General features: G+C 63.3%; 14 protein-coding genes. 6 read left to right on the top strand and 8 right to left on the bottom strand.

Annotation, left to right across the window (positions count from 1 at the left end; translation table 11 throughout):
- Nucleotides 1-33: 33 nt before the first annotated feature.
- On the top strand, nt 34-975 hold the full coding sequence (locus BM136_RS09830) for a CobD/CbiB family protein (RefSeq protein WP_092971660.1): 942 nt from the start codon (nt 34-36) through the stop codon (nt 973-975).
- Between the two features lie 29 nt (nt 976-1,004).
- Here the strand turns inward: BM136_RS09830 and BM136_RS09825 are convergent, their stop codons facing one another.
- The 3 genes from BM136_RS09825 to BM136_RS09815 are packed head-to-tail and all read right to left on the bottom strand — an operon-like array spanning nt 1,005 to nt 3,552.
- On the bottom strand, nt 1,005-1,319 hold the full coding sequence (locus BM136_RS09825; protein ID WP_092971659.1) for a hypothetical protein: 315 nt from the start codon (nt 1,317-1,319) through the stop codon (nt 1,005-1,007).
- A 29-nt stretch (nt 1,320-1,348) separates the two neighbouring features.
- Complete coding sequence (gene rsgA, locus BM136_RS09820; protein WP_092971658.1) at nt 1,349-2,296, bottom strand: ribosome small subunit-dependent GTPase A; 948 nt, start codon at nt 2,294-2,296, stop codon at nt 1,349-1,351.
- Nucleotides 2,293-3,552, bottom strand: a complete 1,260-nt coding sequence (locus BM136_RS09815) for a M48 family metallopeptidase (RefSeq protein WP_092971657.1) — start codon at nt 3,550-3,552, stop codon at nt 2,293-2,295. The genes rsgA and BM136_RS09815 overlap by 4 nt, the downstream gene beginning before the upstream one ends.
- A gap of 64 nt (nt 3,553-3,616) precedes the next feature.
- Here BM136_RS09815 and orn point away from each other — a divergent pair, with 64 nt between their 5' ends.
- A complete protein-coding gene (orn, locus tag BM136_RS09810) occupies nt 3,617-4,276 on the top strand; it encodes an oligoribonuclease (RefSeq protein WP_092971656.1) in 660 nt (219 codons plus the stop codon).
- 3 nt (nt 4,277-4,279) lie between these two features.
- Here the strand turns inward: orn and mog are convergent, their stop codons facing one another.
- Together mog and yjgA are read right to left on the bottom strand one after the other, a co-directional pair.
- Nucleotides 4,280-4,927, bottom strand: a complete 648-nt coding sequence (gene mog, locus BM136_RS09805; protein ID WP_092971655.1) for a molybdopterin adenylyltransferase — start codon at nt 4,925-4,927, stop codon at nt 4,280-4,282.
- Nucleotides 4,924-5,541 carry a ribosome biogenesis factor YjgA gene (gene yjgA / locus BM136_RS09800; protein ID WP_302848163.1) on the bottom strand — a complete coding sequence of 206 codons (618 nt, stop codon included), beginning with the start codon at nt 5,539-5,541 and terminating at the stop codon, nt 4,924-4,926. Before yjgA ends, mog begins: the two co-directional genes overlap by 4 nt.
- A 93-nt stretch (nt 5,542-5,634) precedes the next feature.
- Between yjgA and pmbA the strand changes: the two genes are divergently transcribed.
- Nucleotides 5,635-7,008 (top strand): metalloprotease PmbA, encoded by a 1,374-nt coding sequence (gene pmbA / locus BM136_RS09795; RefSeq protein WP_092971653.1) that lies wholly within the window; start codon nt 5,635-5,637, stop codon nt 7,006-7,008.
- A 64-nt stretch (nt 7,009-7,072) separates the two neighbouring features.
- Here pmbA and BM136_RS09790 read toward each other — a convergent pair whose 3' ends face one another.
- Complete coding sequence (locus BM136_RS09790; protein WP_092971652.1) at nt 7,073-7,576, bottom strand: dihydrofolate reductase; 504 nt, start codon at nt 7,574-7,576, stop codon at nt 7,073-7,075.
- A 4-nt stretch (nt 7,577-7,580) separates the two neighbouring features.
- Nucleotides 7,581-8,375 carry a thymidylate synthase gene (locus BM136_RS09785; protein ID WP_092971651.1) on the bottom strand — a complete coding sequence of 265 codons (795 nt, stop codon included), beginning with the start codon at nt 8,373-8,375 and terminating at the stop codon, nt 7,581-7,583.
- 216 nt (nt 8,376-8,591) lie between these two features.
- On the opposite strand from BM136_RS09785, the gene BM136_RS09780 reads away from it, so the two are divergent.
- A complete protein-coding gene (locus BM136_RS09780; RefSeq protein WP_092971650.1) occupies nt 8,592-9,593 on the top strand; it encodes a threonine dehydratase in 1,002 nt (333 codons plus the stop codon).
- Here BM136_RS09780 and BM136_RS09775 read toward each other — a convergent pair.
- A complete protein-coding gene (locus tag BM136_RS09775; RefSeq protein ID WP_092971649.1) occupies nt 9,590-10,282 on the bottom strand; it encodes a TerC family protein in 693 nt (230 codons plus the stop codon). The two genes, BM136_RS09780 and BM136_RS09775, sit on opposite strands and share 4 nt — an antisense overlap.
- A 516-nt stretch (nt 10,283-10,798) precedes the next feature.
- Between BM136_RS09775 and egtD the strand changes: the two genes are divergently transcribed.
- Both egtD and BM136_RS09765 read left to right on the top strand, forming a co-directional pair.
- Nucleotides 10,799-11,845 carry an L-histidine N(alpha)-methyltransferase gene (gene egtD / locus BM136_RS09770; protein WP_092971648.1) on the top strand — a complete coding sequence of 349 codons (1,047 nt, stop codon included), beginning with the start codon at nt 10,799-10,801 and terminating at the stop codon, nt 11,843-11,845.
- 65 nt (nt 11,846-11,910) lie between these two features.
- On the top strand, nt 11,911-13,209 hold the full coding sequence (locus BM136_RS09765) for an ergothioneine biosynthesis protein EgtB (protein ID WP_092971647.1): 1,299 nt from the start codon (nt 11,911-11,913) through the stop codon (nt 13,207-13,209).
- The last annotated feature ends 20 nt before the right edge of the window (nt 13,210-13,229 follow it).

Here is a 13,229-nt window from a genome sequence, read left to right as displayed (position 1 = left end):
CGGCGTGATCCACGCCTTCGCAACGCCCTTCCAATGACTTTTTTCTCCGTACTCTGCGCGCTGATTCTTGAACAGTTCCGTGCGCTCAGCCGGGACAACCCGATCTACGACGTCGTACGCGCACTGGCCGCGCGGGCAGAAGAATGGTTCGACACGGGCCATCGTCGCGATGCTGTGCTCGCCTGGTGTGTGGTCACGCTGCCGGCCGTGGTGGTCGTGGCGCTGGTGCACTATCTGCTGTCGTCGATCAGCCTTGGGCTGGCGTTCCTGTGGAACGTGCTGATGGTCTATCTGACGCTCGGTTTCCGCCAGTTCAGCCACTACTTCACCGACATCCATGAGGCGCTGCGCAACGATGACATTGTCACTGCGCGCCTGCTACTCAACGAATGGTCGGGCCGGGACACGACCGATATGCCCGTCAACGAGATCGTCCGCCATACGCTCGAATGCGCGATCGTGGCGGCGCATCGTCACGTGTTTGGCGTGTTCTTCTGGTTTCTGGTGCCAATTGGGCCGGCGGGTGTGGTGCTGTATCGCGGCGCTGAATACCTCGCTCGCCACTGGAGCGATACGTCGACGGAGCGCAGCCCCGCGCTGGGCCTATTCGCCCGTCAGGCGTTTTTCGTCATCGACTACATCCCCGCGCGCCTGACTGCGATTGGCTTCTCCATCGTCGGCAACTTTGAAGATGCCGTGTACGCGTGGCGCAACCGCGCTGCCAAGTGGAACGATGAAGTGAATGGCATCCTGCTGGCCGCCGGCGGCGGTGCACTCGGCGTGCGTCTGGGCACGCCCATTCCACAACGCGATTCTGCCGATAGCATTGCCGACGAAGACGGCGCCTATCCAATGGAAGTGGGGCAGGAGCCAAGTGTACGCACGCTGCAGTCGGCTGTGGGACTAGTGTGGCGCGCGGTGGTGCTGTGGATGCTGCTGCTGGCGATGCTGTCGATTGCCGTGTGGCTGGGCTGATGCGGCTCGCCTAGCTGCTGAACGATCAATCAGGCCGCATCCTCGCGATCTTTGCCGCAGCGCCAGCACTGGGCGAACTGCGGCTCGTGACTCTCTCCGCAATGCACGCAACGCCATGCCGGCCCGGTGGGCGGGTGCTGCGCCTGATCGATCAGCGCTCGGGCCTGCGCTTCCTGCTCCGGGTTCACGAGCCAGACTTGCGCCGCGCAGTCCTGCGGCGGAACGTCACCCGCTACGCTGCTCAGGTAAATGTTGCGCAGCTCGGTGCGGATGCCGGCTGCAGCCAGCACGTTCTGCCAGTGTGCGGCCATGCCGAGCGATGAACTGCTGATCAGCAACTTCATCCCAGCCCCCCGAACGTGTTACGAAGCCGTTACCAAGGCTTCTGTTGCTCCGATTCGTGCAGCAGTTGCGCGTAAAGCTGGTGCCGCCGTGGATCGATCTTGCCTTCGGCAATCGCGCCCAGAATGCCACAGCCGGGCTCTTGCAGGTGCCGGCAGTTATAAAAGCGGCACTCGGTCAGGCGCGGGCGGAACTCGGGAAAGGCGCGTTCCAGCATCCCTTCGCTCAAGTGATGCAGACCGAACTCCTGAAAGCCCGGCGAGTCGATCAGCACGCCGCCCTGGCCCCATTCAGTAGGGAGGTGATAGAGCCGTGTGAACGTGGTTGTGTGCTTGCCGGAATCCAGCTTTTCGGAGATCTCGCGCGTTTGCGCATCCACACCCGGAATCAGCAGGTTCAGCAGCGACGACTTGCCCATACCCGACTGCCCGATCAGGATCGAAGCGCGCCCGGTCACGTGCGGTTCGAGCGCGGCGTGCGCGGCGTCCGGCGCACCATGCACCGTCAGTTCCACAATGGTGTAACCCAGGTCCCGATAGAGCGCCAGGCGTGAGCGAGCCGTCTCCAGCCGCGCGGTCAGGTCGATCTTGTTGAGCAGGATGAGTGGGGTGAGACCAAGGGATTCTGCTGCGACGAGCGCGCGGCCGAGCAGGTCTTCCGAAAAGCTGGGCTCGGTGCCGAGCATGATGATGACTTGATCCAGGTTCGCCGCCAGCACCTTCGATTTGAACTGGTCGGAGCGGTGGAGCAGGTTGCGGCGCTCGTCAACCCGCACGACGACGCCCTGGTCGACGGCGGTGGCTTCATAGACCACCCGATCGCCGACAGCGCATTCGCTGCGTTTGCCGCGCGGGAAGCATTGCAGGAAGCCGCCGCCCTCGCGTTCCACCAGGTAATGGCGCCCGTGTGCGGCGATGACGAGCCCGTGTTCGCCGGTGGCGGCCTGCTTATGAGCGCGGCTCGGTTTGCCGCGCGTCATGCTGTGCGGGCCTGCACCAGGCGCTCCACGCGCTGCGATGCAGTCGGGTGCGAATAGTAGAACGTTGAGTAGACCGGGTCCGGCGTGAGCGTCGATGCGTTGTCCTGGAACAGCTTGACCAGCGCCGAGACGAGTTGATTTGCGTCGGCGTGCTCGGCGGCAAAGGCATCCGCTTCGTACTCGTCCTTGCGCGACGACAGGCTCGCCAGCGGCGACACGAAGAACGTGAACACCGGCAGGACCAGGAAAAACAGCATCAGCGCCAGCGCATGGTTGTCGGAGAACAGGTTGGGCGCGACGCCTAGGCCCAGGTAGAACCACGTGCGCGTCATGAGCCAGCCGAGCAGCGCCAGGGCACCGAGGCTCAGCACGAACGTCACGGCGATGCGCTTGGTGATGTGGTGGCGCTTGAAATGGCCCAGCTCATGCGCGAGCACGGCTTCCATTTCGGACGGGTTCAGGCGGGCTAGCAGCGTATCGAAGAAGACGATGCGCTTGGTTGCACCAAAGCCGCTGAAGTAGGCGTTGCCGTGGGCGCTGCGGCGGCTGCCGTCCATCACGAAGAGGCCCTTGCTGGCGAAGCCGCAGCGCTTGAGCAGGCTTTCGATGCGCGAGCGCATTTCCTCGTCCTGCAGCGGGGTGAACTTGTTGTAGAGCGGCGCGATGACGTTCGGGTAGATGGCCTGAACAAACAGCATGAACGCCATCCACACGACCCAGGTGTACAGCCACCAGTGCGCGCCCATCTTGTCCATCAGCCAGAGCACCGCCAGCAGCAGCGGCAGACCCAGCACGGTACCGATGGCCAAGCCCTTGAGGTTGTCGGCCAGCCAAAGCTTGAACGTCATGCGGTTGAAGCCGAAACGCTCCTCGACGACGAACTGTGCGTACAGCGAAAACGGCAACTCGATCACGCTGCTGATCACGATGACCGATGCGATCAGCGCCACGCCATACGCATAACCGGGGCCAAACACGCCCAGCCACGCCTGGTTGATCCAGTTCAGCCCGCCGAGCAGCGTCAGGGCGATCAGCAGCGCGGCCTGAACCGGCACTTCCAGCATCGCCAGACGGGTGCGGGCGATGGTGTAGTCCGCGGCCTTGCGGTGCATGTCCAGTGTGATCGACTCGGCAAACTGCCCAGGCACGGCGTCGCGGTGACGCGCCACGTAACGGACTTGCCGCGCGGCCAGCCACAGGCGCGTGGCGGACATCAATACAAGGGCGATCAGGTAGACAGCGGTAAAGGCGGGCATGTGGGGAAACACCTATCAGATATGCGAAAATTATAGCCTTCAGTCATTTTCTCAAGGCCCTTGAGTGAGCACCCCCGTGAGTACCGCCGTTTCCCCGTCCGCCGCATCCCCGTCCACCCCCAGCCGCGTTGCCGCCAAAAGCGATAACAACCTCGTTTGGCTCGACATGGAGATGACCGGCCTGAGCCCTGAGAACGACCGCATCATCGAAGTGGCCGTGGTGGTGACGGATTCGGAGCTGAACATTCTTGCTGAAGGTCCGGTGCTGGTGATTCATCAGTCCGACGAGCTACTCGACGGCATGGACGCCTGGAACAAGGGCACGCACGGGCGTTCGGGCCTGATCGACAAGGTCAAGGCATCCACCACGACCGAAGCGGAAGCGGAAGCGGAACTGCTGGCTTTCCTCAAGAAGTGGGTGCCGAAGAGCAAGTCGCCAATGTGCGGCAACTCCATCTGCCAGGACCGCCGCTTCATGGCGCGCTACATGCCCAAGCTGGAGGAGTATTTCCACTACCGCAACCTGGACGTCTCTACGCTCAAGGAGCTCTGCAAGCGCTGGCAGCCGGCCATTGCCAAGGGCTTTACGAAGCACCAGCGGCACACGGCGTTCGCAGACATCATCGAATCGATCGAAGAACTGCGCTATTACCGCGAGCACTTCATCCGCGACGTGCCGCAAACGCCGGACGCTGAAGCGCTGGCGTCTTCGGTGGCCCCGTAAGCGTTAAACCTGCAGCGGTTTTGGGCGCACAGCATGCTTGGGCCGCCAGGCCTTGACCACGCTGTCGTGCGTCTCGACATATGGGCCGCCGATCAGGTCGATGCAGTACGGCACGGCCGCAAAGATGCCCGGCACGGTGGCGCGGCCTTCCACATCCTTCACGCCTTCCAGCGTTTCCTTGATGGCGCGCGGCTGACCAGGCAGGTTGATGATCAGCGTGGCGCGCGACGGCGTTTCGCGGATCACCGCCACCTGACGCGACAGAATCGCCGTCGGAACGAAATGCAGGCTGATCTGGCGCATCTGCTCGCCAAAACCCGGCATTTCCTTCGTGGCGACGGCCAGCGTGGCCTCGGGCGTCACATCGCGGCGCGTCGGGCCGGTGCCGCCCGTGGTGAGCACCAGATCGCAGCCGACATGATCGACGAGGTCGATCAGTGTTTCGGCAATCGCCGCTTGATCGTCCGGAATCAGCCGCTCCACCCCTTGCCACGGCGATGAGAGCGCGGTGCCAAACCAGTCCCGCAGCGCGGGAATCCCTTCGTCCTGATACGTGCCGGCCGAGGCGCGGTCCGAAATCGACACAAAACCGAGGACCAGCTCATCGGCGTGGCGGCGAGTGATCGACGCGGAGGGGGCAGAGGCAGTCATGCTTCGTCGTCTTCGGCTTCGGGTTGATCGGCGTCGTCTTCATCACGATCATTGCCGGCCAGGGCCTGCTTGACCATCTGGAACAGCTCACGCGACGACTTGGGCGGCTTGGCCAACTGCGCTTCCTTGCGCGCATTGCGCACCAGCGTACGCAGCGCCTGCACGTCGGAATCCGGGTGCGCTGCAATGAACTCGGTAACGGCGTCGTCGCTGGCGATCAGGCGGTCGCGCCAACGCTCCATGGCATGCAGGCGCGCGGTTTCCGCTTTCGAGGCGCCAACGAAGGTGGCCAGGACGCGGCGAATGGCCTCCACTTCCTCGTCGGTCAAGGTGCGCATCAGCTTGCCGATGTACTGCATCTGGCGGCGCTTGCCTTCATGGGCGGTGGTGCGTTTGGCTTCGCGCAGGGCGTCGAGCAGCTTTTCGGGCAGCGGTACCTTGGCGAGTTTGTCCTTGGGCAGCGCTTCCAGGGCAGTGCCCAGGTCTTGCAAGGCGTTTACCTCGCGTTTGCGCTGCGATTTGCTCTTGGGCGTATCCGGATCGTCCTCGTCACCGATGTCGGTGCGCACGACGGGTTGGAGATACGTGGGGTTGTGTCGGGATGCTCGGCTCATGGCGCGCATTGTATCTTGCTATGATGGGCACTTTCGCCAGTTCTTGCCTGCTTTTGGCAAAATCGCGGCGCCCGTTTCTCCCCTCCATTGCCTATGTCTCAAACGCTCGATTCCAAGACCGCCCCTGTGTTTGCCTACCGCCGCGAACAGCTCGAGGAGATGGCCACCGATGTGCTCCGCATTGCACGCGAACTCGGCGCCTCCGATGCCGCAACGGAAATCTCCGAAGGCCAAGGCCTGTCGGTCACGGTGCGCAAGGGCGAGATCGAGACCATCGAGCAGAACCGCGACAAGATCGTTGGCGTGACGGTCATGCTCGGCAAGAAACGCGGCAACGCCAGCACGTCGGACTTTTCGCCGGCGGCACTGCGGTCCACCGTCGAGGCTGCCTACAACATTGCGCGCTTCACCGCCGACGATGATTGTGCCGGCTTGGCAGAAGAAGAACTGCTGGAGAAACACCCGCAAGACCTGCAGCTCTATCACCCGTGGATGATCGACGCGGAAGCCGCCGTGGAGATCGCTCGCGCCGCGGAAGCTGCTGCCTTTGCCGTAAGCCCGAAGATCCGCAACAGCGACGGCTCGAGCATCTCGGCGCAGCATTCGCACTTCGTGCTGGCCACGTCGCGCGGTTTCATGGCGGGCTACCCGTATTCGCGTCACTTCATTTCTGCTGCGCCGATCGCCGGTTCGGGCGCGCATATGCAGCGCGACGATTGGTATTCGTCCAAGCGCTCGCCGGACGATCTGGCTGCGCCCGAAGCGATCGGCAAGTACGCGGCAGAACGTGCGCTGGCGCGTTTGTCCGCGCGTCGGCTGACAACGCGCAAGTGCCCCGTGTTGTTCGAGGCGCCGCTGGCTGCAGGTTTGCTGGGCGCCTTTGTACAGGCGGTGTCGGGCGGCGCGTTGTATCGCAAGTCGACGTTCCTGCTCGATACGCTGGGCAAGGAAGTTTTCGCGCCGCATGTGCAGATCACAGAAGACCCACACGTCCTCAACGGAATGGGCAGCGCTCCGTTCGATGAGGAAGGCGTACGCACGCAGCGCCGCGATGTGGTGAAGAACGGCGTGGTGGAAGGCTACTTCCTGTCGACGTATTCCGCGCGCAAGCTGGGCATGCAAACCACGGGCAATGCCGGCGGCTCGCACAACCTGACGTTGTTCTCCGACAAGACCACGCCAGAAGACGACTTTGCCGGCATGCTGCGCCGCATGGGCACGGGCTTGCTGGTCACCGAACTGATGGGCCAGGGCGTGAACTACGTGACGGGTGATTACTCGCGCGGCGCGTCGGGCTACTGGGTCGAAAATGGCGTGATTCAATATCCGGTGGAGGAGATCACGATTGCCGGCAACCTGGGTGAGATGTTCCGCCAGATCGTTGCCATCGGAGCCGATGCGCTCGTGCGTGGTACGAAGGAAACTGGCTCGATCTTGATCGAACAGATGACGATCGCCGGCGAATAAATCGTCACTGCCTAAATAAAAAACGCGCTCGAAACTGAGCGCGTTTTTTATTGCCTGCCGCTGGTTACTGCTCGTCCGATGGCGGACGTTCATACGTAACGAACGCGTAGTCGAAATCGTTGGGCGCTGCCGCGTGGTGCGTCTCGCGTGCGACCTCGTGCCAGAGCTTCGGGTCGGGCGCGGGGAAGTGCGCGTCGCCTTCGAAATCGGCGTCGATTTCCGTGACGATCAGGCGGTCTGCGCTCGGGAGGGCATCCGCATACAGTTGCGCGCCACCGATCAGGAAGATCTGCTCGGCGCCTACGCACAGACGCTGCGCATCTTCCATCGAGTAGGCGATCTCGCAGCCCGGCAGCTCGAGCTTGGCATTACGCGTGACGACAATGTTGCGCCGGCCTGGCAGCGGGCGGCCGATCGAATCGTACGTCTTGCGGCCCATCACGATGGGTGCGCCCATGGTCGTGCGCTTGAAGTGGGCGAGATCTTCGGGCAGGCGCCAGGGCAGGGTGTTGTCGCGGCCAATCACGCCATTGCGGGCGCGGGCGACGATGAGCGTCAGGATGGTCATACGGTTACACGGCCACCGGTGCTTTGATGGCAGCGTGGCTTTGGTAGCCGACGATCTCAAAGTCTTCGTACTGGTAGTCGAAGATGCTTTCAGGCTTACGCTTGATGTGCAGCTTTGGCAACGGCAGCGGCTCACGTGCGAGTTGCGTCTCGACCTGTTCGAAGTGGTTGCTATAGAGGTGGCAATCGCCGCCCGTCCAGACGAAGTCGCCCACATCGAGGCCAGTCTGCTGCGCAACCATGTGCACCAGCAGCGCGTAGCTGGCAATGTTGAACGGCACGCCGAGGAAGATATCCGCACTGCGCTGGTAGAGCTGGCACGAGAGCTTGCCGTCAGCCACATAGAACTGGAAGAACGCGTGGCAGGGCGGCAGCTTCATGCGCGGGATCTCGGCCACGTTCCAGGCGGAAACAATCAGCCGGCGTGAATCGGGGTTGCGCTTGATCTGGGCGATCAGTTCGGCGATCTGGTCGATGTGTTCACCGTTGGGCGTCGGCCAGGAGCGCCATTGGGAACCGTATACGGGGCCCAGCTCGCCGTCGGCGTCAGCCCATTCGTCCCAGATCGTCACGCCGTTGTCTTGCAGCCAGCGCACGTTGGTCGAGCCTTGGAGGAACCACAGCAGTTCATAGACGATGGACTTGATGTGGACCTTCTTGGTGGTCACCAGCGGAAAGCCGTCCTGCAGGTTGAAGCGCATCTGGTGGCCAAACACGGAGCGCGTGCCGGTGCCGGTGCGGTCGGCTTTGTCGGTGCCATGTTCGTAGACATGGCGCATCAGGTCGAGATATGGCTTCATGCGAGCGCGGGCGAGAAGGCGGGGGCGTCGGATATCAGGTGAGCCGCATTGTAACGTGAGCCGCGCGGCGCCGACTGTACCGGCAGTGTCCGGAAACTGGCCCGGCCGGATGAGCGGCACGGTAGGACTGGCAAAGCGCAGAATTGTCGATGTTGCCTGGCAGGCAACGCTGGCAAGATCGCCACATCACTTTCAACTGTCCGCCGGAGAAACACCGTGTCGTCTATGGCTACCCAGGCTTCGACCACCCGTGCCGCCGAATTGCGCTCTCTTCGCGCAGCCGCCAACGTGGTCCATGCGGCGATTGCGCCGACCCCGCAGTACTGCTGGCCGTTGCTCTCGGAAGCGATGGGGGCGGCGGTGTGGGTTAAGCATGAAAACCACACCGAAGTGGGCACGTTCAAGGTGCGGGGCGGGCTGACTTATCTGCATGCCTTGCGCCAACGTGAGCCAGAGGTGCGCGGTGTGATTGCGGCGACGCGCGGTAATCACGGTCAGTCGATTGCATTGGCGGCGCGCGGGAACGGTATCGCCGTCACCATCGTCGTGCCACATGGCAATAGCGTGGAGAAGAATGCCGCCATGCGTGCACTTGGCGCAGAGCTTATTGAAGCGGGTGATGACTTCCAGGCAAGCCGCGAGTTCGCCGATCAATTGGCCGGTGAACGTGGTTTGCACTTTGTGCCCTCGTATCACGACGATCTGGTCGTCGGGGTGGCGAGCTACTGGCTGGAGTTTCTTGAGGCCACGCCGCTGGATGTGGTCTACGTGCCGATCGGCATGGGCTCGGGGATTTGCGCGGCGGTGCGGGCCCGCGATGTGTTGGGTCTGTCGACACGCATTGTCGGCGTCGTGTCAGCACATGCCCGATGCTACGAGCAGTCGTTTGCAAGCGGTACCGTGGTGTCGGCGCCGGTGTCGACGCTGCTGGCTGACGGGCTTGCATGCCGCACACCGGATGCGAAGGCGCTTGAGGTGATCCGCGCCGGCGTCGACGAGATCATTGCGGTGACGGATGACGATGTGGCGGAGGCTATTCGGCTGTACTTTTCTACCACGCACAACGTGGCGGAGGGCGCCGCCGCCGCCGCCCTTGCGGGGGCATGGCAGCAGCGGGAGCGGATTGCGGGCCTGCGTGTCGGCCTGCCGCTGACCGGCGGCAACATTGATCGCGCCAAGCTGGCACGCGTGCTTGCCGGTCAGCCGATCCTGGCTTAGGCGGGTTGTTGGCGGCGACGTTGGACAAGCCAGCCGCCGCCCAACACGACCACGAACACCACCACATACACTGCCCACTTAAGCGGCGGCTGTGCGGCAAAGAACGCCTTGAGAACCGGTTCGGCCACGATCATGTGCGCGGCCGTATAAGCCAGCACAGCGGCGCCGCCGTAGATGATGACCGGGAAGCGTTCGATCAGGCGCAGTACCACGCCGCTACCCCACACGACGACCGGCACGCTGATCAACAGACCCAGCACCACCAGCAGGAAGCTGCCATGCGATGCACCGGCAATGGCGAGCACGTTGTCGATGCCCATCACTGCATCGGCGATGATGATGGTCTTCATGGCGCCCATCAGCGTGGTGCTGCCCGCGCCGTGTTCATCGCCGCCCTGGCCGTCGTCAGCCAGAAGCTTCCATGCGATCCACACCAGCGCCAAGCCGCCCACCAGCATCAGGCCTGGAATCTTCAGCAGCCACACCACTGCCAGCGTCATTAGCGCACGCACGATGATGGCGCCCGCGGCGCCCCACATGATGGCTTTCTTCTGTAGCGCGGGCGGCAGGTTGCGCGCGGCCAGCGCGATGAGGATGGCGTTATCGCCCGCAAGCACGAGGTCGATCACGATGATCGACGCCAGCGCGGCGGCAAACTGCATGGTGAAGATGTCAGACAACCATTCCATGGTGGCTCCAAGTCAAACAACAATAAAAATCGGTTGACCGAACTGCATGGAATGCTGGGGCGAGACGCTTTGCAGACCATGAAATCCGGTTGCAAAGGTCTTGCTCGACACGAACAGGTTAGGAACCTGCTGGTGCCGGCACGACCGGAAGCGTGGGCTTCGTCATGACGATCGTGCCTGGGGCTGAAGAACCCCCGAGCTACTCCCCTTTGAGGAAGCCCGCATTATATCGCAGCGAGCGGATTGTGCGCTGCAAAAACGCAACGTTGGCCTAGCAGCAAGGTGTGCGTGATTTTTTCAGCGGTGCGGGTGATTTTTACGATTAGCGCGATGCCGCGTTGTGGCAGCCTCCGGCGAAAGAACGGTGGCGCTGTCACAAAGCGGCGTCTACGCTGCAATTTCATCCGCGCGTCACCGACGTGCGGTGATGGCATAGGCGCGATGGCACATTTCTCGCTGTCAACGGCCCTCATGACCATGCAGCACCGTGCCGTTCCACCCACAACGGGAGACACCATGCAGGCCACCAAGCCGTCCGCCGATGCCTATGCCCGCCGCGCGCTGGCTCGTCTGATCCAGCCCCAGCCCACGGTCGACGCTATTGGCGCGGGCCTGACTTTCTACCAGCTCTTTACGGAAGACGACGCTGCACTGCGTGCCGAGGCGGAGACTGGCCTGCTTTCGCCCGCGGCCAATATCAGCCCGAAGTTCTTCTACGATGCCCTCGGCTCGCGTCTGTTCGAAGCGATTACCGACCTGCCCGAGTATTACCCGACGCGCACCGAAGCCGCCATCTTCAGCCTGCACGCGGCCGAGATCGCGATGCGCGTAGGTCGCGGCGCCACTTTGATCGACCTGGGCGCCGGCAATTGCGAGAAGGCCGCACGCCTGTTCCGTACGCTTGCGCCGTCCCGTTATGTGGCGATCGACATCTCGGCGGATTTTCTGCGCGATACGCTGCGTGGGCTTGCGCGTCAGCATCCGCAATTGCCGATGGTCGGCATTGGCGCCGATCTGTGCGCACCGCTGGTGTTGCCTGATGCCGTGGGCGACGGGCGCCGCGTGTGGTTCTACCCCGGTTCGAGCCTTGGCAATTTCACGCCGGAAGAGGCGAGGGCATTTCTCTCACGCCTGCACGAGGCTTCCGCGCCTGGCGACAGCGTGCTGATCGGCATCGACCTTATCAAAGACGCCCAACGGCTCGAAGCCGCTTACGACGATCCGCTCGGTGTGACCGCCGCGTTCAACCTGAACGTGCTGCGCAACCTGAATCGGCTCCTGGGGGCGGATTTCGACGTGCGGGATTGGCGCCATGTCGCGCTGTACCGCCCAGAAGCCCATCGCGTTGAGATGCACCTAGAAGCTCGTCGCGATGTAACGGTGCGATGGGACAAGCAAGCCCGCGCCTTCGCCGCCGGCGACCGCATGCACACCGAGAACTCCGTCAAGTACGACTTGGCGAGCCTTCAAGTGATGTTTGCCGATGCCGGGTTCGAGGATCTGCATGCCTGGACTGACACCGGCGGCGACTTTGCCGTCTGCCATGCGAGCGTAGGCCGTTAGGCACGAACGCGGCGCCTGGCAGGCCGGTGCGATAATGGATCGATTCCTGCCCGAGGTTTGCCGCGATGGCTGAATTCTTCATGCTCCCTGATCCGACCTTCATCGGATCGCTTCCCGACTGGACCGATGGCCGCCGCTTGCCGCGCCAGGGCATCGCGCACAGCTTGGTCGATGCGCGCAACCGCACGCTGGCGCTGTTGTCGGCCTTCGGGGATACGCAGCGCGGCTGGCAGATTGAACGCGTGGAGCATCACGCTCCGCCGCTCTGGACACTCGGCCAACTGGCCTGGTTTGCAGAGTTCTGGTGCCTGCGCGAACCGCGGCGCAACGGCAGCGACACCATCGAAGACGGCGCCGGTACCGAGTGGGACTTGGCGCTGTGGCAAGCTACGTTGCCCGCCGCACTTGATGGCGCCGACGCCTTCTTCGACATGGATCGCATGCCGCCAGAAGCGTGCTGGGAGCTGACGCTGCCCGGCATTGCCGCGATCAAGCAGTACGCGCATGACGTGCTCGACCGCGTGCTGCGCAAGCTCGCCACGCTCGGCAGTGATGACGATGCGGCGCTCGAACCGTTCCGCTGGGCTGTGTTCCACGAAGACCTGCGCGCCGAACATCTGCACGGCCTGCTGCAGGTGTTGGGCCTGCAGCCCGCTGGCCAGCCGCCGCTGGCCGCCGTGGCCGTGCCGGCTGCGCAGACACTGTCGTTGCCCGGCGGCCGCTTCCAGATGGGCTGGCCAGACGCCGATGGGTTCTTCTTCGACAACGAGTGTCCGCCGTACCGCACGTATGTGCCCGCATTCGAGATCGATGCGCAGCCGGTCACGAATGGCCAATACCTGGAGTTCATCGAAGACCGCGGTTACGACCATCCGCAATGGTGGTCGCCGGCCGGCATGGAGTGGCTGATGATGCAGGAGCGATCAGCGCCGCTGGGTTGGCAGCGCGATCCCGCCACGCGTACCTGGCAGGCACTGCGCTACGGTCAGGCACGTACGATCAACCGCGACGAACCCGTGCGCCATGTGAGCCTGTACGAAGCCCAGGCGTGGTGCCGCTGGGCCGGCCGTCGCTTACCGACCGAAGACGAATGGGAGATGGCCGCGGTGCAGGGTCGGGCCGGCTTTCATTGGGGGCAGGTGTGGGAGTGGACGTCGTCGCCGTTCGAGCCGTATCCGGATTTTGTACCGGGCATGCCGCGCGGTCGTGTGGCGAGCCTGTCGGCGCCGCACTTCATGACGATGCAGGCGGTGCGAGGCGCTGCCGCACATACGCCGCAACGCACCCGTCACCCGCGTTTCCGGGGCTTCCTGCTGCCGGAGCGTGATGACGTCTTTGTTGGCTTCCGAACCTGTGCGCTGTGATGTAAGCCTTTTCGGGCACG

This window comes from Ralstonia sp. NFACC01, from assembly GCF_900115545.1.
Classification (GTDB): domain Bacteria; phylum Pseudomonadota; class Gammaproteobacteria; order Burkholderiales; family Burkholderiaceae; genus Ralstonia; species Ralstonia mojiangensis.
The sequence above is the reverse complement of the archived record's forward strand: the minus strand, read 5'-3'. Positions and strand labels throughout refer to the sequence as shown.